Source organism: Wolbachia endosymbiont (group A) of Ischnus inquisitorius, assembly GCF_964026985.1.
GTDB lineage: Bacteria > Pseudomonadota > Alphaproteobacteria > Rickettsiales > Anaplasmataceae > Wolbachia > Wolbachia pipientis.
On the sequence record NZ_OZ034715.1, the window covers coordinates 1,066,854 to 1,093,230 of the forward strand.

Below are 26,377 nucleotides of genomic sequence, written 5' to 3' on the forward strand. Positions count from 1 at the left end.
TTTATTTAAAATATTAATAAAATGCTATTATGATTACTCCTGTGTGTTAATGTCAATGAAAATTTTAACTAAAATTAAAAAATTAATATAATATTTTATACTAAAAGGTAAATATAAGCTTGAAGAGGGCTAAGAAGCTTTATGCTATTTCTCAAAAAACCAACAATTGCAATCATTGGTTCTACAGGTATAATCTGTTAAAGTTTACACGAGTCTCATGAATGATAGAAAAAGAAGAGCAGTTTAGTTTTACATCAGAAAACCTCAAGAAAGCGGGAAAGTTTATAGAGATGTATCCCAAAGGTAGAGAAGGTAGTGCTGTTATGCCTTTACTATATCTGGTTCAAGAGCAATGCGGATGGGTTTCTGAATCTGCTATGCGTTATGTTGCTGATATGCTGCATATTCCACATATTCGTGTATATGAAGTGGCAAATTTTTACACCATGTATAATTTAAAACCAGTAGGCAAATATCTAATACAAATTTGTAGAACAACTCCTTGCTGGTTGTGCAATAGTGAAGAAGTTTTAAATACCTTTAAAAAAAAACTTGGAATCAATATCGGTGAGACTACTAAAGATAATTTGTTCACTTTAAAAGAAGTTGAATGCCTAGGTGCATGCGTTAATGCTCCCGTTGTGCAGATCAATAATGACTTCTATGAAAATCTTACTCCTGAGAAAGTAGAAAACATCATAACAGAACTTTCAGGCAAATAGATGAAAGAAGAATTTTCATTCAAGAGAATCAAGCAATCAGGTTCTGCAAGAGTTGGAACAATTAAAACTCCAAATGGAAGCGTAGAAACCCCCGCTTTTATATTCTGCGCAACAAAAGCTGCAATTAAAGCTGCAGATATTGAAAGAATAAGTGAAGCTGGTACCCAAATCATACTTTCCAACACCTATCACCTAATGCTTCAACCAGGAGAGAATACTGTTGCAAAACTTGGTGGTTTGCGCAAGATGATAGGATGGAATGGGCCAATGCTAACTGACTCAGGTGGATATCAGATATTTAGCTTAGGCCACGGATCAGTTTCGGAAGAGATAAAAGGAATAAGAAAAAAACAAAAAACTTTGATCAAAATTAATGAGGATGGGGCAATTTTCCGTTCTTACATTAATGGTAAAATTTATTGCTTAACTCCTGAAAAATCTGTACAAATTCAACAGAAATTAGGTGCAGATTTAATCCTAGTTTTAGATGAATGCACTCCATTTCACGTAAGCAAAGAATACACAGCAAAATCAATGCTCATGAGCCACAGATGGGCTGAACGTTCTTTAAATGAATTTGAAAAAAACAATAATGGCAAGCAGGCACTGTATGGAATTAGTCAAGGCGGAGTGTATCAAGATTTACGTAGAGAAAGTTGTGATTTTATCAACGATTTGCCATTTTTTGGTCAAGCAATAGGTGGATCACTTGGTCAAAGTAAAGAGCAGATGCATGATGTAGTTTCTTTCACTATGGACCACCTGAAAAAAGACAGGCCTACTCATTTGCTTGGTATTGGTGGAATTGTGGACATCTTTCGCGGAGTAGAGCTTGGAATTGACACGTTTGATTGCGTGCATCCAACCCGCTTAGCAAGGCATGGTGGCGCACTTGTTAAAGTAAAAAACAGAAATTCTATTTCTTCAAAGTGCAAAGAGCATATTAATTTGCGGAATCAACGATTTGAGCTGGACAACAACCCAATTGAAAGTGACTGTTTATGTTTTACCTGCAGAAAACATTCAAGAGCTTATATACACCATTTACTGAAAGCTAAAGAGCTCCTGGCTTACACGCTCGTTACCATTCATAATATTTTCTTTATGAATAAGTTAATGGCATCAATAAGGCAGGCTATATTAGATGATAGGCTAGATCGGGAGAAAAATAATTGGATTAGTGAGACACCACTACACTGTGAATTATACACCTAGTTCATATTTTTCTACGCTTATTTTATATTCCCTAAAACAGAAAAAGCCTTCCTCTTCCTACTCTTTCTTCCTTGGCTAATCCATAGTTAGCGTTTTTTGCACATGTGCGTTGCATTTTTTAATCTTCTTTAAAAACTTGACAATACATGACAACACTGGTATGTTAAAAATATAGTTTTTGTGAGGTATTTATGGTTAACAATAAAGAAAAACATCAAATAGCGTTTTGCGTTTCAGCCGTTACATTCTTAGCTGGGTTATCATTAATCGCAACTGCAATTGCAGTGGGTACCGTACCTGCTATAGCTGCTTGTCTAGTGATAGGAGGAATTTTGACTGTCTTGTCTGGTGTGCAAGCAGTAGAAAGCTATTTATTTTTACGAAACAGCGAGAAAACTTTGAATAAACTGATAAGTAATATACGCGATGAACCAGAAAGCAAACTTTTTATAGAAAGGATTTTGCAACCGTTCATTGAACTTTTTAGTGAGCTTAAGCAACATAATTAAAGTACACTAAGCTTTAAGCATAGAAACCACTTTATCGTAACTTGGCAATGATTCAATTTCTCCAATTGCAGCTAGAGTGGTTTTTTCATGCTGAGATAACAATTCTTCTGCTGCTTTTTTTACGTTAGCAGTGGTAACTGCACTAATTTTTTCTATTAATTCATTTTTACTGATGTACCTATTATAGTTACCGTAGTAGTGTCCCAATGTTTCAGCACGTGAGCTAACACTTTCGCGTGACATTAAAATTTGGGATTTTACTCGCTCTTTCACTCTATTTACTTCTTCTTCCTTCAGATCATCTGTAGACAACTTCTTCAACTCTGTCGTTATAGATTTTAAAAGCTTATCTAAGTTACTACTGTCTGTACCAGCAAAAATGGAAAACATTCCTGTATTAGTATAGCTGGAATTAAATGAATAAACAGAGTAAGCTAATCCCTGCTTTTCCCTTACTTCCTGAAATAAACGTGATGACATTCCGCTCCCTAATATAGAATCAAGCACTTGAAACGTGTGATATTTATCGTCATGGCGAGAAACACTAGGTAGACCAATTAGCAAGTGTACCTGATCTAATTTACGATGTTCTAAATACTCACCACCAGTACAGCTCGCATTTTGGCTTTTTTTCAGCTTTTTAGAATGAATCTTTGAGAGAAAATCTTTGGTTAATGCAACAACTTCTTCATGTTCAACATTTCCTGCAACGGCAAATAGCATATTCTCACCAAAGTAATGCTCATTTATGTAATTATCTAGATCTCCTCGAGTAAAAGATTTTACAGTATTTTGCGTGCCTAAGATTGACCTACCAAATGGTTGGTCTTTATAAGCTGCCTCAAAATATTTGTCGAAAATAATGTCACTTGGTGAATCATTAGTTTGAAAAATCTCTTGTATTACAACACCCTTCTCACGTTCCAATTCATCTTCTGGAAACGTGGAATCCATCAATATATCTATTAATATATCAATACCAGTTTTTATGTCTTTCTTGAGGACTTTTGCATAATAGGTGGTGCTTTCCCTACCGGTGCTAGCGTTGAAAACTCCACCTATGTCATCAAAAGCTTTTGCAATTTCAAAGGCAGTTCTTGTCTTCGTCCCTTTGAAAGCCATGTGTTCTAAAAAATGGGATATTCCATTTTGCTTTGCACTTTCTGCTCTACTGCCAACACCAACTCGTATGCTTAAAGCTACGGAATCAATATCACGCACCTGCTCAGTTATTATGCGCAGACCATTATCTAATTTTGTTACCCGGGGTATATTCATCTCATATATTCTTCTAAGTTCTCTTCTGCAAAATCCCAATTAATCAAATGATCAAGGAAAACTTTTATGTAGTCAATTCTACGGTTTTGACAATCTAAATAATAGGCGTGCTCCCACACATCCATAGTGAGTAGTGGCACTTGGCCATAAATTATTGGGAAATCTGCATTTGGAGTCTTGGTGATTTTGAGCTTTCCTAACCTACCTTTTTCGAGCACTAACCATACCCATCCACTGCCAAACTGGCTTACTCCATGACTCGAAAATTCTTCATAAAATTTATCAAAGCCACCGATATCGTCTTGAATTTTTTTTGCTAGAAGACTACCATCTTTAGGCTTACCACCACCATTTTTTTTCATTGAATTCCAATAAAAAGTATGGTTCCAAACTTGTGCTGCATTATTAAATATAGGCAAGTTGCCGCTATTACCATGCACTTTTGTTATTAATTCCTCAATTTTTACATGTTGATAATCCGTATTTTCAACTAGCTCATTGAGTTTATTTAAATATCCTTTATGGTGCTTATCATAATGAAAATCTAAGGTTTTTGCAGATATATAAGGCTCCAAAGCTGTTTTATCGTATGGTAATTCAGGTAAAGTAAAACTCATAAAAACCTCTTTATTTCTAACCTACTTGGATGGTAGGGCAATATATGCTTTTGTGCAACATATAATTAATAGCTAAAACATTTAGGTATCTATTGCATTATTCTAAATTATACTACAATAACGATTATTATATAAGCCATAGAAATGGATTAAATGCAAAAGTTACTTGACACCCCTCGCCAACCCCCTTATCATGAAACTGAAGCTATTGTATTTGCTTTCGCCAATCTGCAGATTAAAAGGTAAGGATTACTTAATGTATCGGCTTCTTATGTTCAATTTTTTGCACTATATAGATACTGTATGTCTTTACAAAACTTCATCTACATCTAGGTTTTTATCTAAATAAGCTGAACGCGCTTATAAAGCGTTACAAGACATCAAAAAATGCCAATACTCGACAGAGATAGTAAAAGACTAGCTAACTCGGGGATTCTTTGTCTTTTTTTCTGCTTAGTAAATTTCTTAAACATTTGCAGCGTAAGTTAGTTGCAATTAAAAGCGGCTGAATCTCGCTTGTCAAGCGTTTAAAACATAAAAAACGCCAATATTTTAAAGCGGATAATAACCCCAGGGCTTCTTTTGCCTTTTTTTTCATTTGGTAAATTTCTTAATATTTATAGCTAAACAACAACCGTCATCCCGCTACGTGTTAGCGGGATCTATGCTTTGAGATACCGCGAATGAATCGCGGTATGACGGTGTAATGATGGTTAAGTAATTCGTCATTCCGCTACGTGTTAGCGGGATCTAGAGATACCGTGAGGGTATGACAAGGGAGAACAGTTGTATTCCTGCACAATTTATTCTCATGACAAAAACGTCTTAACTTTCTCTCTACTTTTTCTGGGTAAGGTCAATTTTGTGAAAAAATGGATTGAATTATAGGCAGATTTGGCTATTATTTGTAATACATGGGTATTAGGTAAAATGTTTAAATTTGATCCTTTATTATTAGCTCGAATTCAGTTTGCCTTCACAATAGGCTTTCACATTATATTTCCTGCTTTCACGATCGGGCTTGCAAGTTTTCTAGCCTTTTTGGAATGGTGTTGGCTTAAGACTGGTGATACACGTTTCCGTGATGTTTATAAATTCTGGATCAAGATTTTTGCCGTTGCTTTTGGCATGGGAGTGGTATCTGGAGTTGTAATGTCATATCAACTTGGTACCAATTGGTCGATTTTTTCTGACCGCATAGCCAATGTTCTCGGCCCTCTATTTTCCTTTGAGGTTTTAACAGCCTTTTTTCTGGAGGCATCTTTTTTGAGTATTATGCTATTTGGATGGAATAGAGTAAGTTCTCGTATGCACTTTGCCTCTACTTGTATTGTTGCAGTGGGAACGCTTATTTCAGCTTTTTGGATTATTGCGGCCAACAGTTGGATGCAAACACCCGCTGGATTCACGATTGGTGAGAATGGTCTCCTATATCCAACCAATTGGTTAGAGATTATTTTTAATCCTTCTTTCCCTTATCGCTTTATTCATATGGTAACAGCAGCCTATCTTACAACAGCTTTTGTGGTTGGTGGTGTAGGAGCATTTTATCTTTGGAGAAAACGACATGCTCCTCAAGCAAGAATTATGCTTGGTATGGCAACCATTATGGTAGCTTTAGCTGCACCATTTCAGCTGTTCATGGGAGATAGGCATGGATTAAATACACTAAAGCATCAACCTGCTAAGATTGCTGCAATGGAAGGTATATGGGAAACCGAAAAAGGGGCTGGCTTACTTTTATTTGCTTATCCGGATCAGCAAAATGAAATTAATCACTACGAGATAAAAATTCCTAATCTTGCCAGCTTGATCTTAACACATGATTTTTTAGGAGAAGTAAAAGGATTAAAGGAATGGAAAAAAGAAGATAGACCACCTGTAGTATGGGTATTCTGGTCCTTCCGTATAATGGTTGGAGTTGGAATTTTAATGATCATAATTGGGTCAGTAAGTGTTATACAGTATCTTCGTGGCAAATTATTCCAAAGTTGTTTCTTACATGGATGGTGGATATCAATGATGCCGTCTGGGTTCATAGCGTTACTTGCAGGTTGGTTTACTACTGAAATTGGCCGTCAACCTTACACTGTATATGGAATTATGCGCACAATTGAATCATTTTCATCTGCGATTACCGGTCCTCAGGTTGCATGGTCTTTGATTGCATTTATCGTTATGTATACCCTTATATTTGGAGCAGGTAGTTACTATATTCTGAAACTTATATACAAAGGAATTCCTGTCATTAAAGAAGAAGAGCAATTTTATAAACACGGTATTGGAGCTTCAGTGATTGATGCTGGTACATCTGGAAAGGACAACAATCATGTTTGATTTTTCTTCCTTAATTAATTTACCCCTAATCTGGGGATTACTAATTGCCATAGCTGTTTTACTGTATATTTTAATGGATGGGTTTGATTTAGGTATTGGTATTTTACTTCCTTTTGCACCGTCAGATAAATGCCGTGATCACATGATAAGCTCAATTGCACCATTTTGGGATGGAAACGAAACATGGTTGGTATTGGGTGGTGGAGGGTTGTTTGCTGCTTTTCCTCTTGCATATTCAATATTAATGCCTGCTTTTTATATTCCAATCATTATTATGCTGCTTGGCCTTATAGTGCGCGGAGTATCCTTTGAGTTTCGTTTTAAGGCAGAAGGAAAATACAGGCGATTATGGGATTATGCCTTTCATTTTGGGTCACTTGGTGCTGCATTTTGCCAAGGCATGATTTTAGGTGCATTTATACATGGTGTAGAAGTAAACGGACGCAACTTTTCTGGTGGCCAATTTGATTGGGCAAGTGCTTTTAGTGTAATGACAGGCATTGCTGTGATATTTGGATATGCACTTTTAGGTTCTACATGGCTCATAATGAAGACAGAAAATATAACACAAGAATGGGCACGCAAGGTTGCTTCTTATACGCTTGGTTTTGTAGGTATTTTCATGGGACTAGTGAGTGTAGTGACACCATTTTTAAATGAACGTATTAAAAACTTTTGGTTTAGCATGCCAAATTTTTATTATTTATTTTCTATTCCATTACTCACATCTTGGCTATTTTTCATGCTGTGGTTTGATCTTCAGAATACTAAACGGGAGTACCGTCCATTCTTTCTCAGTATTGCTATTTTTTTTATGGGATATTTAGGTTTAGGAATTAGTATCTACCCATGGATTATACCTTTTCAATATACCATTCTGGATGCAGCTGCTTCTGGGCCAAGTTTATCTTTAATGCTCATTGTTATAATACCGCTTTTACCAATCATTTTAACTTACACTGGTTATTGCTATTATGTCTTTCGTGGAAAATCAAATTATGAACACACATATTAAGGAGTTAGTGACCTTATGGTTAAAACGTTACCCTTAAATCAAGCAGTCGTTCAGGCAATGGCGTCAACTCAAGAGCCTTCATTAGCAAACCCTCCTATGGATTTTCTGAAAAGTTTTTGAGTATATTGTATTTTTAATTTGTAGAATAAGTTTTTTTCCTTTTTGCATGCTAACCAAAAAGGGTTCTGTCATCCTTCTTGTCATATAAGTAGCTTGACGCGGGCATTCAGTTTTCTTTATAATTTTCTTTGTGAAAGAACAAAAATGCTTATTTGTAACCATAGCTGGCTTACCAAATGCTGGGAAGTCTACATTAATTAACAGCATCATAGGCAAGAAAATTGCAATTGTCACCCCTAAAGTGCAAACAACAAGGACGCAAATAAGGGGTGTTGCAACATGCAACAACACACAAATTGTCTTTACTGACTCCCCAGGAATTTTCTCAGCAGAAACAAAACTTGAAAAAGCTTTAGTCAAATCTGCATGGTCGGCAGTTAAGGATAGTGAAATCACTTTGTTGCTTGTTGATGTAAGCAATTATTTGAAAAATATAGAAAGAATTAAGACTATATTTATGCGGCTGCAGCGCACAAAAGGCAGATGCATTTTGGTTATCAATAAAACTGATTTGGTAAAAAGGCCTGAATTAAAGATGGCGCATGAGCATCTGAATTTGCTTTATAAATTTGAAAAGGTTTTTATGATATCAGCATTAAAGAATGATGGACTTTCTGATTTGATGAATTACTTGTCTGAAGTTGCATCGGTGAGCCCCTGGTTTTATGAAGAAGATCAAATAACCGATTCCTCGACAAATTTTTTATCAGCAGAAATTACGAGAGAAAAATTATTCTTGAACTTGCGTGAAGAATTGCCATACTCTACAGCTGTTATAACTGAACAATTTGAGGAAAAAAAAGATAAGAGTTTAGTCATCAAACAGATCATATTTGTGTTGAAAGATAGTCATAAAAAAATAGTACTAGGAAAAGATGGCAGTAATATTAAAAAAATTAATATCGAAGCGCGTGCTGAACTAGAAAAATTATTTGAGTGCAAGGTACACCTCTTTTTATTTGTGAAAGTGCGACCTTGGATCGACCGTCCGGAGGAGTATATAGGCAATGCTTAATTCTTTATTGGTATTTGATATTGAAACTATACCAGATGTAAATTCCTGCAAAAATTTACTCAATATTAGTGATGATAGTAGTGTAGAAGAGAAGAGGGATGCATTAACAAAATATCATCTTGAAATAACAAACGGGCAAAACTCTTTTCTGCGTCAGCCTTTTCACCTTGTTGTAGTTATTAGTTTTTTACTTTGCAATATAAGCTACCAGAGTGGTTATGAGGTGTTCACACTGCAAGAAATAAGATCTGGAGGCACACTAAATTCCAGTGAAAAGGAGCTAGTGAAAGGATTTTTTAACTACATATCAGAGAAAAAGCCAAGATTAGTTTCGTTCAACGGACGCACTTTTGATATACCAGTGCTGAAGTATCGTGCTATGGTCCATGGCATTCAAGCAGAATATTTTCATAAAGCTGGCGATAAGTGGAATAGTTACAATCAGAGATATAGCAGTGATTGGCATTGTGATTTGCTTGAATCCCTCTCTGATTTTGGAGCTTCTGCGAGAGTAAAAATGAACGAAGTTTGTGCAGCATTTAATCTTCCTGGTAAGATTGGAGTTGATGGGTCACAAGTTATGGACTTATACGATAGCGGCAAGATACAAGAGATTCGAGATTATTGTGAAACAGATGTAATTAACACTTATTTGATTTACTTAAGGTTCATGCATCATCAGGGAAGGATTACTACTGAAAGCTACAACAAAAGTGTGGAAGAGCTGCTTTTAGAGTGCGAAAAAAAAGAATACCTAAAGAAATTTAAAGAAGAATGGCAAATAACTTGTGGTGGAAAAATTTTACTTCCATAGAATAAATAGTCGAGTTATAATGCACTAACAAGCGAACCTCTGTACTAAATTTTGGTTAATATACACGTTGAGCATATTAAGAAAGTTGCTTTTAAGGTATTGCATTTTACTTTTATTTTCGTTATAAGGTTGCTTTAAGTTGAATTTTCAACATTTTTATACTATTTACATTTAAGATATGATTTCGAAATTTTTTGGGGGCACTTCATGAAAAAGTCTATGTATACTAGAACTGCTCTAGTTTCTTTATTAACTTTATGTTCTTTCAGCAGTTTTGCAGCTGACTTTCCTGATGAGAGTATGAAGGAAATAAAAAAGCAAGAGAGCACAAAAACTTCTGGAAAAGTGGAAGTTATGAAAACATCAAATAAAAAACTGAAAGAAAAGATGGACAGAATATGTAATGCTGATCCAAGAAAAAAAGCTGAAGAGCTTAAGAAAAAAGAGGAGCTAAGATTAGCAGCCGAGCAGAAGAAAAAAGAGGAGATCAGGCTAGCAAATGAGAAAAAAGCAAAGCTTATAGAGGATTCAAAAGCGAAAGCTCTAAACGCTAAGAATTCTAATATAGAAAAAGGTAAAGTTTCAAAAACTAAGCGTTCTAAAACTAAGAATGCTAAAGTTGAAGCTAAAGATGTAAAGAAGGATATAAAAGTTGTTAACAAAAATACAGAGGAAAAAGGTAAGGCAAGCCCTGTTGTTTCAGTTGGTGGAGTTGATATTATCGATACCAATCAAGGGCAAAGTAATTTAAGAATAACTTTTGGTGGTGTTGTTGATTCTCAAGGTTATGGCAAAGCTGGACCAAGTGGCGCAGATTATAAACGTTATAACGTTATGCCAAACAGATCTACAGAGTATTATAATGCCACTCCAGATATAACAAGAGGAGCAAATCCAATATTCTATGAAGGAATAGGAAATATTGGTGATTACAGCAACGATATGGGTATGATTGCTGACGCGATATTGCACCTCAGAGCAGAAAATAAGAATGAAGATTTAGGTCTTCTTTATGGTGCTGACGTGCAGTTTCATGTTCCAGTGACCGAAGGTAAGGGAGCTTCACAGGGTGTTTATGCTGCAAAAGGCAGAAGTGCGCATGTGTTTGTTAACTCAAAATATGGTGACGTGAAGCTTGGTTACCAATTTGGTCCTGAGGCTCTGATGAGGCTTGATGCAACAAGAATTGCGACTGTTGACGGAGCTGCAGATAGTGACTGGTTCAGAAAAGTGAACTTAGAAGGAAGCGCTGCTAGCTTTCCATTTTATGTAACACCACGTCTTTACACTGAAAGTTTTTCGAGTGAAAGTGAAAAATTCTCTTTCCGCATGGCAGGGGAATATAACAAAGGCGTTATGACTACACTGCCATTTAGAGTTGCTTACTACTCGCCAAATTATATGGGCGCAAGATTTGGTATCAGCTACTCACCTCGTTATGATAGTGGTTTGTTTACTGTAAAAGAAACAGTTTCAGAAGATAAAGGCGGTAAGATAGAACATAAGGAAACGATAAAGCATGTCGGCCCAGACTATGAGCACATAGTAAGTGCTGGTGCATCATATGAATATGACTTTGATAAACATAACATAAAAGTTAAAACTTCTGCAGTTGGTGAATATGGCTTTCCAAAGCAACCAAGTAAAGATAAGCATCTTTATAAGGAATTTGTGGAGTATAATGACCTGATGGGTGTTAATTTTGGTGTAAGCGCTGATTATAAGATTAATGAAGATCAAGGCGTAAAGTTTGCTGCCTCTTTTGCATACTTGGGCAAATCTGGTCAACCGAAGGGTATTAAAAAATTAATTGGTGATACCTATACGGAAATTGATAGTAAAGATGCTACTGATGGCAAAAGAGTGGAAGGGCTGAAAGCTCAATTTGGTAAAGATAGTATAGATACCATGTATTGGACTGTAGGAGCTGGGTATCAACATGAGAATATCTACACAAGTTTGACGTATTTTGGCAGCAGAATGAATGACAAAGATATGCTTCATGATGGTGCACTTGGCGTTCAATATGATCTGTCTCCTGCATGCAGTAAGAGCAAATTTGTTCCTTACGCAGCTCTCCATTATTTTATGACTAACGAAACAGGTAAGCTGAAAGATGAGTCTGATGCTGATGTACCTTCTAACCAAGGAATTCTCCTTCTTACTGGTGTGAAGTTTTCTTTCTAACCAGCCAGTACACACCACAGTTAACTGTGGTGTATTCTTGTCTGTTAGTGTTTATTTGTCGATCAAATAAACATATGGTTCCTCTCTCCTGTCATCCCAGTGCGTGACACACAACTGTACGAACATTGTGATTTGAGGACACTCCACCAAGAAGGATGTCATCCCAGTGCCCAGACACTGGGATCCAGCTTTCCATGCAACTTCATCAAAAGCGTTTATTCAGCATAAGATCAGCCACTTTTTATGCTCACCAAATCAGTTTGCTTACTTACAAGCAAAATTTCCTGGATTCCAGTGTCAAGCACTGGAATGACACCCTATGGTCACCGGAATGACGCTTTATGGCTACTTAGATGATGAGAAAAGAACACACTGCCCTTATTCTACTGGCCGTATAGCTACTTTCAAATTTAATCAATTAAGCAGGAGGCCCCTATGCAAACCACACTAAAAAATCATTTAGCTGGAGAATTACTTACCACCGCTACGTGCTGGAAATTAAAGCTCGCAGGTGGAGAAGTAATGGGATTCACTGACTATGATGAAGATTTAAATATTGATAATATACTCTATAAATCTTCAAGTGGATTTACAGCCAGTAGTATAATATTAAACAGCGATTTGAAAACTGATAATCTAGAAATTGAAGGGATATTAAATAGTGCTGATATTAAAGAAGAAGATGTTTTATCAGGAAAGTACGACTTTGCAAATATTGAAATATTTCTTGTGAATTATAAAGACTTGACCCAGGGAACAATGAATCTACATTCAGGAATTTTTGGTAAAGTGACATTAAGTAGTGGAAGATTTATTGTTGAAATTAGAGGGCTTTCAGCAAAGCTTGAGAGAAGCATAGCAGAATTATACTCTCCTGCATGCAGAGCACAATTTTGCGATGATAAATGTAAAGCCGATACTAAAAAATTTAGTAAAATAAGTACAATCACTAAAGTATAGCTCTTTCCACAGAAGTCCGGATATGATAAGATTAAGGATAGATGGCGATAAGGAGGTTGGATGCCGGCAGCATATAGTTATGATTTAAGAAAAAAAGCAATGGAAGCACTAGACGAAGGGGAAAGCAGAGAAGCAGTGGCAGCAAGATTTAAAATTGGACGAACTACTTTGTGGGAGTGGCAGCAAAGAAAAAAAGAAACAGGCGACTTTCAGTCAAAAAAACTCGGTAATGGAGGTTACAATCAGAAAATTATCGACTGGAATAAGTTTATCGAATTTGCTAAAAAACACGGTAGAAAAACTCTGTCGGAAATGGCTAAACTTTGGGGCAACGTTAGTATCCAAACGATCCACCGAGCTCTCAGAAAAATTGGATTTACGCGCAAAAAAAGACATATGGATACAAGGAAAGGAACGAAGAAAAACGTGCTGAATTCTTAAAAATTATAGCAACAAAAGAACCAGAAAACTTAGTGTATATAGATGAGTCTGGGATTGATAACACGGAGGACTATCCATATGGGTATTGCCAGAAAGGACAGCGATTTTATGCCCTAAAATCTGGAAAAAAAACTCAACGAATCAGCATGGTTGCAGCCTTAAGTAGAAGAAAGATAGTTGCTCCATTAACATTTGAAGGCCACTGTAATATGGATATTTTTAATGGATGGTTTGAGCAATTTTTGGCACCGATCTTAGAACCTGGACAAACTGTCATTCTTGATAATGCTACTTTTCATAAGTCTGATAAGCTTATCAAGCTCGCTAAAGGAGTCGGTGCAGAAATTTTGTATCTGCCGCCTTATTCTCCAGATTTTAACAAAATTGAGCATCATTGGTTTGCTATAAAAAACAGAGCCAGGAAAAACATTCCTCTATTCGAATCCTTTCGTCGTGCTGTTGATTCTGCCTTCCTATGACCTATTCGGACTATTATGAGAAATGCTATAAGAGGTTGTCGGGAAACTAGTAAATTCAAGCATATTCCCTCTTTAACATAACCCTACTCATAGCTAGGTATATGAAATTCTCAGTGGATGTTGTGAGTAAATCATACTCCTTCGATAGCCTTCTATTCCTATTAACCCAAGCAAAAGTCCTTTCTACAACCCATCTTCTTGGCTGTACTTTAAACCCTTGTTCTCTTGTTGGTAGTAGCTCAGGTGGCGTATCTTTGTGCACCCAAAATCTACATGGAGGCCTTTTAACAATTTCAATATCTATGTCATATTCTTCCTTTATGTGATTCTTTAAATTTCTTCCTTGGTATCCCATGTCAGCCCACATTTTTTTAACTTTAGTATATTTTGTTCTCATATTGTTTAATGCTATTTTAATACCATCTCTATCATTTTCGTTAGCAGCGCCTACGTAACAACCTAGTATAAAACCCTGAGTGTCTGTAATTATATGCCTTTTTCTACCCTTTACTTTTTTACTTCCATCATAGCCTTTGATCCCCCCTTTTCTGTAGTCTTTACAGATTGACTATCTACTATACAGGCACTCGGCTGCTCATTCCTTCCTATTTTTCTTCTACTATATTTTGTAATTTCATAATTCATTTTCTCAAAAATTCCCTGCTTCTTCCATTGCCTGAACTGCTCATACACAGTCTTCCATAGCGGAAAATCATTTGGTAAATACCGCCATTGACACCCTGTACGCAATACATAGAAAATTGCTTCTAATATTTCTTTTTTGCTATACTTTTGCGGCCTTCCTCCTTTCTTGTATGATACTCTGAAGTGTTTTTCTATTCTTGCCCATTCCCTTTCGCTTAGATCTGTTGGATACTTTTTTCTCATCTTTACCCCGTACTAAAATTTCAGATATTATAGCCTTTTACTTGTTTCCGGACAACCTCTAACTGGTCAGGAGTTTTATGATAATAATGATCTGTTTAACGTACTAGAGATAAAAGCTGAACAAATTGTAGGTAAGGATTATCAAGCTCTTAGCAAGTTTCTGAAAAAACAATATAATAAATTGATACTTGTAAACCATCCTGACAAAGGTGGAGACAAAAATAGATTTGATCAGATTTATAAAGCTTATCAAGAGCTAAAAAAGTACATTGAACCTTTAGAGTCAGGAAATCCTTGTGTTAAAGTCAGTGTTGGTGCTGAAAGTAATGGACGTTTAACAGCACGTGAATTTCATTATAGAAAGAAGCTGTTTGATACACTAGGGATTGGTGAAGAAGCTATAGGTAAAGATTTTGATGAATTGACTTCTATATTAAAAAAGAATGATAGTGCGTTTGAAGAGGATGTGGAATACTGTTTTTCAGGAGATATTTATGGCAGTTTTTTTAGGCCGTCAGACCCTGGCGAGCTTAATAAACGCTTATCAAAACCTAGTATACGGCTATTTCTTTATATTTCTCCTCTAAAGGAAAAAAAGAACCTAGTAGATGAGGATAAAAAAGAATTAGCGTTAAGATTTATAGAACGTAAAAATGCCTTACTATTTATTCGGACTCTTAGTGTTCTACCCTTAGGCCTGTTAACTACAGTTACTATAGGTTGCTATTTTTCATGGTGGATCATAGCATTTAACATCGCTATTAGTAGAGCCTTTGGTTTATTAGTGAATTATTATATGGAAAAGTATAAAAATTCAGAAATTTCCACTGATGAATTCATAAGTAAAATGAACTATATCGCGCTAGGCAGTAAGCTTCTTATCAACTATCCTTTAGCTGCTTTTTCTGTTTATCTACTTACAACAAATTTCATTGCTAATAGATTAACTGTTGGTGGAACCATACTTGGTTCACTATTGTTATTGGCAGTATTAATTGAAATGTTAGCTCCTGTTTTCTCAAAAGGCTGTGAAATATATGCTGAAAAGCACACAAAAGATTTACTAGAAGAGGATCCAAGAGATAGGGTACAAAAGGAAACTGACCTGTTAGGATGGTATGATCCACGAAAACTGTTAATGCCAATTGTTATGCCTCTTATTAAAAAGTGTTTTGCGGAAGTGGCAAGCGAATTTGCTGAGAGGAATTTTGATGAGGTAAAAACTGATATGTCTGATGTTAATGCTGAAGGACTATCTAAGCCTAAAGGAATTGAATTTGCACAGCAACCAGTGTAGTATAAGCTTTTAGCTCTATGCATGGACTCAAAAAAAGTAGAACTGATATTTGAAAAATTCAAGCAATCAAATCCTGCACCAAAAATAGAGCTGAATTATACCAATGATTTTACGTTATTAGTTGCGATAGTTCTATCAGCGCGAACAACTGATATAAGCGTTAATAAAATTACAAAGGAGCTATTTAGTATCACTGATACGCCAGAAAAAATGCTGAGTTTTGGGCAGAGTGAGCTAAGAAAATGCATAAGCAGTATTGGTTTATATAATTCCAAAGCAAAAAACATAATCGGGCTCAGCAAAATATTGATTGAGAGGTACAATAGCAAAGTGCCTACTGATTTCGATGATTTGGTGTCTTTGCCGGGAGTGGGAAGAAAGAGCGCTAATGTGTTCTTAAATTCGGGGCTTGGCATTCCAACATTGGCAGTTGATACTCACGTTTTTAGAGTGAGCAATAGAATCGGGCTTGTGAAAGAAAAAGATGTGTTTAAAACAGAACAATCTCTTTTAAATGTGGTTCCCAAAAAATACCTGCTTTATGCTCATCATTGGCTAGTTTTGCATGGTAGATATGTTTGCAAAGCACAGAAACCTTCGTGTGAAACGTGCATAATTCATGATTTATGTGAATTTGAGTGCAAAAGGTATAAAGTCTAGTATTTCTTTTTTTGTCATCCAAGTAGCTATAGAAACGAAAAAACTTACTTGACACATTTTGCTGGAATGATACAAGTTATTATTCAAACAACAGTTATGCAAGAGATCTGATTACATCTAAGCTAACAATGGACCACTAGATATATTACTAACTACGTTGACCTGATTCAATATTTTATTAGTGGGATTGAAATAATTTTCTATAAATTCCTTATATATAGCTGTTAACTTGTGTATATCGTTTACTGATACGCATTCGTTTATCTGATGTGCAGTTTTGTTGATTATACCAAATTCAATCACTGGACAAACATCTTTGATAAACGCAGCGTCAGATGTGCCACCACTTGTGCTAAGTATAGCATCAATGTTGGTAACCTTACTTATTGCATCAAGCATAATATCAGTATTTCTATCGGGAGTAGAGAGGAAAACGTCCCTGCTGCTATGCATAGAAAGTTTATAATCGTTAGTTACACTGGAGCATATTTCATCAATCAGCTTATATAAGCCACCCGGTGTTTGTTCATTGTTATATCGAATGTTAAAACGTGTAGTTGCTGAGCCAGGTATTAGATTGCTAGTATTATTTCCAACATCGATAGTAGTAACTTCGCAATGTGAAGGCTGAAAATATTTATTACCATGATCAAAAGTAGTATTTTTTACCTTACTCAATATCGATATTACCTTATATATTGGATTGTCTGCTAGGTCTGGGTAGGCAACGTGCCCTTGTTTTCCATGGCAAATTAATTCAAATGTTACAGAACCTCTTCTGCCTATTTTTATGGTATCACCTAATTTCTCACTACTGGTTGGTTCGCCAACCACACAAAAATCTATCTTTTTCTGCTTATTTTTCATCCATTCCAAAACTGCCTTTGTTCCATATTCTTCCATGCTTTCTTCAGCACTGGTAATCAATGCACTTATTGAACCATTGAACTGAAACTTCTCTGCAATCAAATTTACCATAGCAGCAATAAATGCAGCTACTCCGCTTTTCATATCAGCGGCCCCTCTTCCATATAGCATTCCATCCCTCACTTCTGGTTTAAATGGACCAAATGCCCAATCTTTTAACTGACCCGGTGGTACAACATCAACGTGCCCAGCAAAGCACAAATTTGGTACTCCATTTATATATTTCGCATAAAGATTTTTAACTTTATCACCAAATTCTAAAATCTCACAATCAAAGCCGCTCTTCTTGAAGATTGTTGCTATATACTCTATTGCCCCGCTGTCTTCTGGTGTTATACTCTCAAAAGAGATCAATTTCCTAGTTAGCTCTACAGGGTCAATTTTCATGTCAATCTTAAAATACTTATACTGCTATATTGTACACACTCTATGCACTATTTAAAACAAATATTACATCAAACCGAACAAACTTTTCTAAGGGAAGTAATAACAGATTACCACCTTGCTGATGATATCTATGAAATATGCACACAACACGGAAATGACATCTTTCTAGTTGCAGATGAAAATACAGCAAAACTTTTAAACAAAAACGTATTTAATAAAATTTCTCATTTAATTATTCCAACCCCACCTGCCATTCCAGTGTCACGCGCTGGGATGACATCAAGTAGAGAAATGACACCAAGCAGAGCTGCCTCTCTTGAAACCGTAAATCTAGTGAGAAACAAAGTAAAAGACAGTGACTTAATAGTTGCATTTGGTAGCGGCACCGTTAACGATATCTGCAAATATGCAAGCTACCTCGAGAAAAAAGATTATATATCCTTTCCAACAGCCGCTTCTATGAATGGATATACATCCGCAAATGCTTCAATATTAGTAAATGGATATAAAAAATCGTTCAAAGCACATCTTCCAAGAGCAATATATATAGATATAGACATACTTGCCAATGCGCCACTGCGCCTCACATTAAGCGGATTTGCAGATTTCATTTGTCGTTCAACAGTTCAGGCTGACTGGCTACTATCTCATTTGTTGCTTAGCACAGAATACAATGAATTACCTTTTACACTTGTTCGCGATTTGGAGCAAATTTTGCTAAGAGAGTATACGGCGCTTACTAAAAGAAGTAGAAAAGTGGTCCTATTACTTATGGAAGTTCTACTAATTTCAGGACTTGGAATGGTAATATCAAAAGGCAGCTATTCTGCAAGCCAAGGAGAGCATATGATAGCTCACGCAATGGAAATGGTAACAAGAGATCATTCCTTACTACATGGCGAAAAAATTGCTGTTACGACGATTACCATGGCTAATTTGCAGGAAAAGATATTATCAATACAAAACCCGATTATCAAACCGACCACTTTAGATGTAAAACATATAACTCAGTGCTTTGATAATATCGAATTTGTAAGAACTTTTGAACAGAAGCAAATTATGCAGCAAAAAATCCAAGAGATTATTTGTAAAGAATGGCATAATATTTCCAGTTTAATTAAGCAAAATTTACTACCTGCAAAACACCTGCAAAAAATATTTGAAGATCTATCAATTCCACACTTACCAGAGCACCTCAGTTGGAATAAAGAACAATATTGTAAAGTGGTCGATCTTGCGTTTACAACAAGAGATAGATTCACCTTTCTTGACTTAGCTAACTGCATAGAAGAAAGTTAAGTTTTGTAGTGAAATTCTGTCATTTAAAGAGATCATAGGCCAAAAGCTAAACCCTTTTCACAATCTCTTATCCATTGTCTCCTCACCTGAGTGGATATACAACTCATTCCAAGTAACTGACACTGGGTTTCACCAATAGCACTGCTTTGCTAAACATAGTTTAGTTCGAGTGGCTGAGGAGGGACTTGAACCCCCGACCAAGAGATTATGATCCTCCTGCTCTACCAACTGAGCTACTCAGCCTAATTAAAAACCTTATTATACACACGATCTATATGTTTCGTATAATACTTCAAATCAAACAAAGATTCAAGTTTTTCCGAGTTAATAACCTTAAGTAAGGGTTTATCTTGTTTCAATTCGGCCAGAAAATCACTGTTGTTTTGTTTCACTTTCATTGCATTGCTCTGAACAATTTTATACGCCTCTTCCCTCGCCAAACCACTATTTACTAACTCAAGCAATACACGCTGTGAGAAAACTAAACCTTTTGAAGAATTTAAGTTCTTTTCAATGTTTTCCTTATTGATCACCAATTTATCTATCAAATCTGTTAATCGCACTAAAGCAAAATCCATTGTTATACAAGCATCAGGAGCAATGCATCTTTCCACAGACGAGTGTGATATATCACGTTCGTGCCACAATGCAACATTTTCTAACGCAGGAAAAACATAACTGCGTATTAAACGTGAGAGTCCAGTCAGATTTTCACTTAAAATAGGATTACATTTGTGTGGCATAGCAGAGCTTCCCTTCTGCCCAGTGGAAAAATGCTCAGAAATTTCGCCGATTTCAGTTCTTTGCAAATGACGAATTTCAACAGCAACATTTTCTATTGAACTTGCAATTACTCCCAAAACTGAAAAGAACATGGCATGTCTATCACGAGGAATGATTTGAGATGATATGGTTTCAGGTATGAGTCCCGTTTCTTTCGCTACATATTCTTCAACAAACGGATCAACATTTGCAAAATTGCCTACTGCACCTGATATTTTACAAATTGAGATCTCTTTTTGCGCGCTAATTAATCTCTGATAATTGCGTTTAAATTCAGCATAAAATCTGGCAAATTTTATTCCAAGAGTTGTTGGTTCTGCATGCATTCCGTGACTGCGTCCAACACAAACAATATCTTTATAGTCCTCAGCTTTTTTTTTCAATGCTGCAAGTAAATTTTTTAGATTCTCGAGCAAAATATCACAGGACTCTTTCAGTTGCACCGCAAGGCATGTATCCAAAACATCAGAACTTGTCATTCCATAATGAAGATAACGAACATCAACTCCCGCTTTTTTAGCAATATATGTCAGAAAAGCTATAACATCATGTTTTACAATGGATTCAATTTCGTTGATACATTCAACATCAAATTCAATAGCACCAGAGAGGTTCTCAGCAATATTATTCGGAATCACTCCTAACTTTGCTTGAGCTTCACACGCTAATTTTTCTATTTTAAGCCATATATTAAATTTATTATTTTCCTCCCAAATGGAAGACATTTCTTTTCTGCTATAGCGGGGAATCATTTTTGATTTATTCCAATAATGGTGTCATTCCAGTGCGTGACACTGGAATCCAGATATAAAAGTATTTGCAAATTATTCAATGGACAACGGATTCTAGAAGCATAAAATAATGTCCATGATGAAATAAACTGGATCCCAGTGTCACGCACTGGGATGACATGAGGGAAGCACTGGGATGACACCAGCTTAGCCATGGCAGACATTTCTTTACGACTATAACAAGGGATCATCTTTGATCAGCTATCATCACCATCAGTAGCTTCTTTATTCGCATCTTGCTCTGCCTCTTGTTGCTCAGACTTCTGATTTTGCAATTTTACTTGCCTTAGCTCATTTGCATCTGTTTCGGATTTCACGACGTATATAGTAATTGGTACTACTACTTCACTATGTAATTCTACGTTTACTTGGTATTCACCCAAGTTTTTGATGCTTACTCCACCAAAAGATAAACTACGGTGATCTATCACATGTCCTTCTTGTAGTAAAATTTTCGCAATTTCACGTGTTGTTACAGAACCAAAAATTTTACCATCCTCTGAAGCTTGCTTTATTAATACCACAAACTTATCATGTAGTGACAACGCAAGCTCTTTTGCTACATTTAATCTTTTTATATTCTCTTCTTCCAGTAATAAACGTTGCTCCTCTAGCTTTGTTAAATTTTCCTTGGTAGCTTTCACCGCTTTTCTTTGTGGAAAAAGAAAATTACGTGCATAACCTGGTTTAACTTTGACAACTTCACCAAGCTTACCTAAAGTCCTTATATTTTCCTTTAAAATTATCAACATAAATTACCTAAACTTTTTTAGTACAGTAAGGAATAAGAGCTAAAAAACGTGCCCTTATGATCGCTAAGCGTAACTTCCTTTGTTTTTTTGCACATACGCCTGTTAATCTTCTAGGTAATATCCTACCATAGTCAGAGGTAAACTTGGATAATAAATCTATATTCTTATAATCTATGTCTTCATCTTTAGACGCAGCAAGAGGGCAAACTTTAGAACGCCTAAAGCCAGTCCTATTATTTACAGATACGTAAGAATTATTAAAACTATTTCGTCTTTTCATCATTATGCGCTTTGCTCCTCAATTTGTTTATTCATCATATGAGATTTACCTTCAAAAATTTTATCAACCTGCACAGGAAAGTGGCGAATAACGTTCTCATTAAGTTTCATTCTACGCATAAATTCATCCAGAATGCTTGCAGTAGAACTTATGCACATTATACAATAATGACCGCTCTTCATTTTATTTTTGTGATATGCAAAACCCAAAAGACCCCAATGTTCATACTTGATTAATCCTGATGCTTCAATGTTTTTCAAAAGCATTTCCAACGCTTTGCTCGATTGAGTTGGACCGTTTATTCTAAAATCTTTCAAAATATCTTGAAAAATCTTTATTAGATGTTCTGAAATATTTCTCTTCAAAGCATTTACTGCGTTATGGATAAACGCACTTTTAGTACTGCCTCCTAGAAATTTTGTAAAATCTTGCGTTATTCCTAAATCTTTTAGGTCATCTTTCAACTCTTTATCGATTTTTGACTTCACTTCTTTCAAATTTGAAAGATCTTCTTCTAATTCAACCCATAAAATTTTTGTAAGATCTTCCAAGAAATCAGAGTAAGCAACTAGACTTTCTTTAATGTCCTCAGCACGCACTTCTAACTCTTGTTTTGTAAGCTTGTCATTTCCTTTTTTCAGAATATCCCTGATTTGCTGGAACATAATATCTGCTTTAATATTTTTCAATGAAACAGCTAGCTCTTGGACCATCTCCTCTACTTCTTGCTGTAACAATCCTTGTTGTGCTATAAAAGTAAATTCATAAAGATTCACTATATCTTCCTTTAATACCGATTAAATATTTCATTATATAAAGCTTTTTTATATAAGCAAGTTATTTGTATTAATTTCTACGCCTTTAATCCAGCTTAAATTAGATATTTCATAAATTACTTGAGGAGCAATTGAGTATGCACCTGGTAATAAGATGCTCACTTTATGTTTTTCGAGAAGAAGTTTTAGCATTATTTTGGTTCTGCCTTCATCTTTCAATATTGTGTTTAATTCCATAGCGGCTTTTTGCGAATCCGTGCACTCAGTGGTGAGAACTAATTCTTTTATTGTAGAAGTGACTCTTTTTGTAAACTCAGATATATCCTTGCCTGCTAATCTTGTTGTATTTTCCGAAGCTTCAAGATCAATTATCACAAATGTTCCTGGTGAAAATAAATCTCTTTTTTCTTCTATTATTTCATTATTATAGAATGCTATTTCAGAAACGTTATGGGGATCAGAAAGTGTGAGGATAACAAACCTTCCACGCTCTGAAGTTCTCATACGTGCATTTAATATTACCCCAGCAGTTTTTGCTGTTCTATTTTCTCCGATAAACCCAATATTTAACTTTTCCAGAAGAGTTCTAAATTTTTCAAGCGGATGATTAGTTAAATAAAATCCTAGTGAAAATAACTCATGTTCTAATTTTTCCTCTTCATCAAAATCTTCCACATTCTCAAGTTTCGGTTTGAGGACATCAAGACTACCAAACAAAGCAGCTTGACTTGATTCTCTATCCTGTTTGTTTTTATTTGCAAAGTAAATCAGCGTGTCCATTGACTCATATAGCTGCTTTCTGTTCTTATGCACGCTATCGAATGCTCCGGATTTAATCAGGCTTTCTAGCGCTCTCTTATTTATTATATGACCTGAATTTTGAATGAATTCCCATATGTCCTTACAAGCGCTTGAACGTACGTTCACTATTCCTTCCGCTATAGAAAAACCAACATTCCTCAAGGCAGCAATACCATAACGTATGCGTTCATCCTCTATTGAGAATTCAGCTTGAGACTTGTTTATATCAGGTGAAAGAACGGTAACGCCACTAAACTTTGCTGCATGATAAAATAAATTCAGTTTATCTCTATCATCAATATTCAGATTCATTAGTGCTGTAAAAAATTCTAATGGATAATTAGCTTTAAGGTAAGCCGTTTGATAAGATATAACCGCATATGCTGCAGCATGAGATTTATTGAACCCATAACCAGCAAATTTTGCAACAAGGTCAAAGATATAACTTGCCCTGTCATAATCAACGCCATTCTTCGTTGCCCCTTGGATGAAAAGTTCACGTTGTTTATCCATCTCTTCCTTAATTTTCTTACCCATGGCACGTCTTAGCAGATCTGCTTCCGCTAAGCTATACCCGGAAAGAATACGGGCTATTTCCATCACTTGTTCTTGGTAAATTATTACCCCAAATGTTTCTTTTAACACTCCTTCAAGTAACGGATGAATATAATCTGGCTTCTCAAGTCCATGCTTTCTTGCAACGTAAGTTGGAATGTTATCCATAGGTCCTGGACGATAAAGGGAAATTAAAGCGATAATATCCTCAATACAGTCCGGTTTTAGTTTAATTAAAGCTTCTCTCATTCCCGAACTTTCAAGCTGAAACACTCCAATTGAATCACCGCTTGAGAGTATCTCATAGGTTTTTTGGTCATTCAAAGGAACTGAAGAAATATCAATCTTTTTTCCATCACGATTAATTAAACGACACACATGATCTATTAGCGTTAGCGTACCAAGTCCAAGAAAATCAAATTTTATTAGCCCAGCTTTCTCCACATATTTCATGCTGTATTGAGTGATTGGCAGAGCCGAATTTGGATCGTAGTACACAGGAACAAAATTTTCCAACTTTTGATCACATATTACAATTCCAGCAGCATGAGTTGAAACGTGACGATATATTCCTTCAAGCTTAAGAGATATATCAAGAAGCTTTGCAATTACCTCATCACTATCCCGCTCTTTCTGCAGGTTTTGATCAAACTCTATCGCTTGTGATAAAGTTACAGGATTTACTGGATTAAATGGAACCATTTTAGATATTTTATCCACTTGAGAGTAAGGCATTTGCAATACTCTACCAACATCACGCAATACTGCCCTTGCCTGCAATTTACCAAAAGTGATTATTTGAGCAACATAACCGTACTTTTTCTGAACATAATCAATAACCAGGTCCCTTTTCTCTTGGCAGAAATCGATATCAAAGTCAGGCATCGATACACGATCAGGATTCAAAAATCTTTCAAATATTAGGCCAAACTTTATTGGATCAAGGTCTGTAATCTGCAAGCCCCAAGCAACAATTGATCCAGCACCAGAGCCTCTTCCTGGACCAACTGGAATGCCATTTGCTTTGCTCCAACGAATGAAATCAGAAACTATCAAAAAGTAGCCAGCGTAGTTCATCGAAGTTATCACACTCAGTTCGTAATTCAGCCGATCGTAGTATTGTTTAAGGTCTATGTCTGTCTCATTCGCAATACGGAATTCTAATCCTGCAACTGCCTGCTCCCTCAGTTCTTCATTCTCAGTTTTATTTTCTCGACAAGGAAATTTAGGCAAAATAGGCTGCCTGCTTCTTGGCATGTAAGAGCACCGCTTAGCTATCACTAAAGTGTTATGAATTGCTTCGGGAATGTCGCTGAACAGCTCCTCCATTTCTGCCACAGACTTGAAGTAATGCTCGGTAGTTAACTTCTTTCTGTTATTCTCCAGGGCATAACTCCCCTCCGATATACACGTTAATATATCATAAGCCTCATAGTCAGACCTATTTGGAAAAAACACATCGTTCGTTGCAACTAGTGGTATATTGCGCTGATAAGCAAAGTCTATCAAAGCTTCTTCAAGCTCTAGCTCTTTATTCAGCCCATGACGCTGCAATTCAACATATAAATGACCATTGAATGCTGAAAGCAGTTTTTCAACCGTTTCTTTATCTTGCCCCAACAATGGTTGAGCCAAACATCCACCGGTTAAAGCGATCAGACCCGTACTTAAATTCAATAGCTCATCAAAATCAACGTAAGGAATATCGCTGTTATTCTTGCGCTTTCTAAAAGACTCACTCACCAAAGTGACTAAATTAGTGTACCCTTGCTCATTTTTTGCAAGCAATAATATAGGTAAATTTTGTTCTGAATGTTTAACTATAATATTGCATCCTATTATTAGCTGTATTCCCCTACTTGCCGCATATTCTGCAAATTCAAGTGAGCCAAACAAGTTACCTGAATCAGTAATTGCAACCGCTGGCATTTTATTTCGCAAACAAAGGCCGATCAGCTCCTCAATTTTAACCGAGCTTTCAAGCAGCGAATAAACACTATGAACACGTAAGTGTATGAACATAAGAAACTTTAGATCAACAAAAAAGGATAACATTAATTTACTCATGAGAACATAATTTTCATGAGAACAAAAGCCTATAAAATTCTAAAATTAAAATACAAAAACTTACTTGACAAACTCCGCCAGCTCCCTTATCATGATAGTGAAGCTATTGTATTTGCTTTCGCCAATCTGCAGATTAAAAGGTAAGGATTACTTAATGTATCGGCGTCTTATGTTCAATTTTTTGCAGTATATAGATACTGTATGTCTTTACAAAACTTCATCTACATCTAGATTTTTATCTAAATAAGCTGAACGCGCTTATAAAGCGTTACAAGACATCAAAAAATGCCAATACTCGACAGAGATAGTAAAAGACTAGCTAACTCGGGGGTTCTTTGTCTTTTTTTCTGCTTAGTAAATTTCTTAAACATTTGCAGCGTAAGTTAGTTGCAATTAAAAGCGGCT

The 26,377-nt window shown here is 35.9% G+C and carries 24 protein-coding genes and 1 tRNA gene; 13 read left to right on the forward strand and 12 right to left on the reverse strand.

The window, feature by feature from the left end:
- The first annotated feature begins 221 nt into the window (after window positions 1-221).
- The 3 genes from nuoE to AAGD90_RS05595 all read left to right on the forward strand — a co-directional run bounded on the left by nuoE (window position 222) and on the right by AAGD90_RS05595 (window position 2,446).
- Entirely contained in the window at window positions 222-722 is a 501-nt protein-coding gene (gene nuoE / locus AAGD90_RS05585) for an NADH-quinone oxidoreductase subunit NuoE (RefSeq protein WP_010962799.1), read from the forward strand.
- Complete coding sequence (gene tgt / locus AAGD90_RS05590) at window positions 723-1,937, forward strand: tRNA guanosine(34) transglycosylase Tgt (RefSeq protein ID WP_010082445.1); 1,215 nt, start codon at window positions 723-725, stop codon at window positions 1,935-1,937.
- Between the two features lie 191 nt (window positions 1,938-2,128).
- On the forward strand, window positions 2,129-2,446 hold the full coding sequence (locus tag AAGD90_RS05595) for a hypothetical protein (protein WP_010082444.1): 318 nt from the start codon (window positions 2,129-2,131) through the stop codon (window positions 2,444-2,446).
- A 6-nt stretch (window positions 2,447-2,452) separates the two neighbouring features.
- On the opposite strand, the gene AAGD90_RS05600 is transcribed toward AAGD90_RS05595, so the two are convergent.
- The 3 genes from AAGD90_RS05600 to AAGD90_RS05610 all read right to left on the reverse strand — a co-directional run bounded on the left by AAGD90_RS05600 (window position 2,453) and on the right by AAGD90_RS05610 (window position 4,939).
- On the reverse strand, window positions 2,453-3,724 hold the full coding sequence (locus AAGD90_RS05600) for a pitrilysin family protein (RefSeq protein ID WP_341821797.1): 1,272 nt from the start codon (window positions 3,722-3,724) through the stop codon (window positions 2,453-2,455).
- Window positions 3,721-4,341: a superoxide dismutase gene (locus AAGD90_RS05605; RefSeq protein WP_341821798.1), complete on the reverse strand. Its 621-nt coding sequence runs from the start codon at window positions 4,339-4,341 to the stop codon at window positions 3,721-3,723. The genes AAGD90_RS05600 and AAGD90_RS05605 overlap by 4 nt, the downstream gene beginning before the upstream one ends.
- 421 nt (window positions 4,342-4,762) lie before the next feature.
- Complete coding sequence (locus AAGD90_RS05610) at window positions 4,763-4,939, reverse strand: hypothetical protein (RefSeq protein WP_179945710.1); 177 nt, start codon at window positions 4,937-4,939, stop codon at window positions 4,763-4,765.
- 332 nt (window positions 4,940-5,271) lie between these two features.
- Between AAGD90_RS05610 and AAGD90_RS05615 the strand changes: the two genes are divergently transcribed.
- The 7 genes from AAGD90_RS05615 (at window position 5,272) to AAGD90_RS05645 (ending at window position 13,709) form a co-directional block, all read left to right on the forward strand.
- Complete coding sequence (locus AAGD90_RS05615; RefSeq protein ID WP_006280502.1) at window positions 5,272-6,678, forward strand: cytochrome ubiquinol oxidase subunit I; 1,407 nt, start codon at window positions 5,272-5,274, stop codon at window positions 6,676-6,678.
- A complete protein-coding gene (cydB, locus tag AAGD90_RS05620; RefSeq protein WP_010962802.1) occupies window positions 6,671-7,693 on the forward strand; it encodes a cytochrome d ubiquinol oxidase subunit II in 1,023 nt (340 codons plus the stop codon). Before AAGD90_RS05615 ends, cydB begins: the two co-directional genes overlap by 8 nt.
- Before the next feature lie 250 nt (window positions 7,694-7,943).
- Window positions 7,944-8,828, forward strand: coding sequence for a GTPase Era (era, locus tag AAGD90_RS05625; protein WP_341821799.1), 885 nt, complete (start codon window positions 7,944-7,946; stop codon window positions 8,826-8,828).
- Window positions 8,821-9,642 (forward strand): 3'-5' exonuclease, encoded by an 822-nt coding sequence (locus AAGD90_RS05630; RefSeq protein WP_006279435.1) that lies wholly within the window; start codon window positions 8,821-8,823, stop codon window positions 9,640-9,642. Before era ends, AAGD90_RS05630 begins: the two co-directional genes overlap by 8 nt.
- A 207-nt stretch (window positions 9,643-9,849) precedes the next feature.
- Complete coding sequence (locus AAGD90_RS05635; RefSeq protein WP_341821800.1) at window positions 9,850-11,829, forward strand: porin; 1,980 nt, start codon at window positions 9,850-9,852, stop codon at window positions 11,827-11,829.
- A gap of 435 nt (window positions 11,830-12,264) precedes the next feature.
- Window positions 12,265-12,789, forward strand: a complete 525-nt coding sequence (locus AAGD90_RS05640; protein ID WP_341821801.1) for a DUF2163 domain-containing protein — start codon at window positions 12,265-12,267, stop codon at window positions 12,787-12,789.
- 60 nt (window positions 12,790-12,849) lie between these two features.
- Window positions 12,850-13,709 (forward strand): IS630 family transposase gene (locus AAGD90_RS05645; protein ID WP_156518142.1). Its coding sequence is split into 2 segments (ribosomal slippage): window positions 12,850-13,174 and window positions 13,174-13,709, totalling 861 coding nucleotides; the frame shifts between segments, so codons are not numbered across the junction.
- Between the two features lie 55 nt (window positions 13,710-13,764).
- On the opposite strand, the gene AAGD90_RS05650 is transcribed toward AAGD90_RS05645, so the two are convergent.
- Window positions 13,765-14,597 (reverse strand): IS5-like element ISWpi1 family transposase gene (locus AAGD90_RS05650; protein ID WP_341821644.1). Its coding sequence is split into 2 segments (ribosomal slippage): window positions 13,765-14,228 and window positions 14,228-14,597, totalling 834 coding nucleotides; the frame shifts between segments, so codons are not numbered across the junction.
- 91 nt (window positions 14,598-14,688) lie between these two features.
- Between AAGD90_RS05650 and AAGD90_RS05655 the strand changes: the two genes are divergently transcribed.
- Both AAGD90_RS05655 and nth read left to right on the forward strand, forming a co-directional pair.
- On the forward strand, window positions 14,689-15,894 hold the full coding sequence (locus tag AAGD90_RS05655; RefSeq protein WP_406722039.1) for a molecular chaperone DnaJ: 1,206 nt from the start codon (window positions 14,689-14,691) through the stop codon (window positions 15,892-15,894).
- A 21-nt stretch (window positions 15,895-15,915) separates the two neighbouring features.
- Window positions 15,916-16,554, forward strand: a complete 639-nt coding sequence (gene nth, locus AAGD90_RS05660; RefSeq protein WP_209472633.1) for an endonuclease III — start codon at window positions 15,916-15,918, stop codon at window positions 16,552-16,554.
- A gap of 117 nt (window positions 16,555-16,671) precedes the next feature.
- On the opposite strand, the gene dapE is transcribed toward nth, so the two are convergent.
- Window positions 16,672-17,868, reverse strand: coding sequence for a succinyl-diaminopimelate desuccinylase (gene dapE, locus AAGD90_RS05665; RefSeq protein WP_010082500.1), 1,197 nt, complete (start codon window positions 17,866-17,868; stop codon window positions 16,672-16,674).
- Window positions 17,869-17,910: 42 nt separating this feature from the next.
- Between dapE and AAGD90_RS05670 the strand changes: the two genes are divergently transcribed.
- Window positions 17,911-19,167 carry an iron-containing alcohol dehydrogenase gene (locus AAGD90_RS05670; RefSeq protein WP_264329664.1) on the forward strand — a complete coding sequence of 419 codons (1,257 nt, stop codon included), beginning with the start codon at window positions 17,911-17,913 and terminating at the stop codon, window positions 19,165-19,167.
- Between the two features lie 170 nt (window positions 19,168-19,337).
- On the opposite strand, the gene AAGD90_RS05675 is transcribed toward AAGD90_RS05670, so the two are convergent.
- The 7 genes from AAGD90_RS05675 to dnaE form a co-directional block, all read right to left on the reverse strand.
- A tRNA-Met gene (locus AAGD90_RS05675) sits at window positions 19,338-19,410 on the reverse strand.
- Complete coding sequence (gene purB, locus AAGD90_RS05680; RefSeq protein ID WP_341821803.1) at window positions 19,410-20,702, reverse strand: adenylosuccinate lyase; 1,293 nt, start codon at window positions 20,700-20,702, stop codon at window positions 19,410-19,412. The genes AAGD90_RS05675 and purB overlap by 1 nt, the downstream gene beginning before the upstream one ends.
- On the reverse strand, window positions 20,699-20,884 hold the full coding sequence (locus AAGD90_RS05685; RefSeq protein WP_341821805.1) for a hypothetical protein: 186 nt from the start codon (window positions 20,882-20,884) through the stop codon (window positions 20,699-20,701). Before AAGD90_RS05685 ends, purB begins: the two co-directional genes overlap by 4 nt.
- Before the next feature lie 54 nt (window positions 20,885-20,938).
- Window positions 20,939-21,493, reverse strand: a complete 555-nt coding sequence (gene rplI, locus AAGD90_RS05690) for a 50S ribosomal protein L9 (RefSeq protein ID WP_006279792.1) — start codon at window positions 21,491-21,493, stop codon at window positions 20,939-20,941.
- Between the two features lie 7 nt (window positions 21,494-21,500).
- The gene (rpsR, locus tag AAGD90_RS05695; RefSeq protein WP_007548890.1) at window positions 21,501-21,776 is read right to left on the reverse strand and encodes a 30S ribosomal protein S18; all 276 of its coding nucleotides are present in this window, start codon (window positions 21,774-21,776) and stop codon (window positions 21,501-21,503) included.
- A complete protein-coding gene (locus tag AAGD90_RS05700) occupies window positions 21,776-22,549 on the reverse strand; it encodes a 30S ribosomal protein S6 (RefSeq protein WP_341821806.1) in 774 nt (257 codons plus the stop codon). Before AAGD90_RS05700 ends, rpsR begins: the two co-directional genes overlap by 1 nt.
- Window positions 22,550-22,597: 48 nt before the next feature.
- A complete protein-coding gene (dnaE, locus tag AAGD90_RS05705) occupies window positions 22,598-25,927 on the reverse strand; it encodes a DNA polymerase III subunit alpha (RefSeq protein WP_341822190.1) in 3,330 nt (1,109 codons plus the stop codon).
- Window positions 25,928-26,377 lie beyond the last annotated feature (450 nt).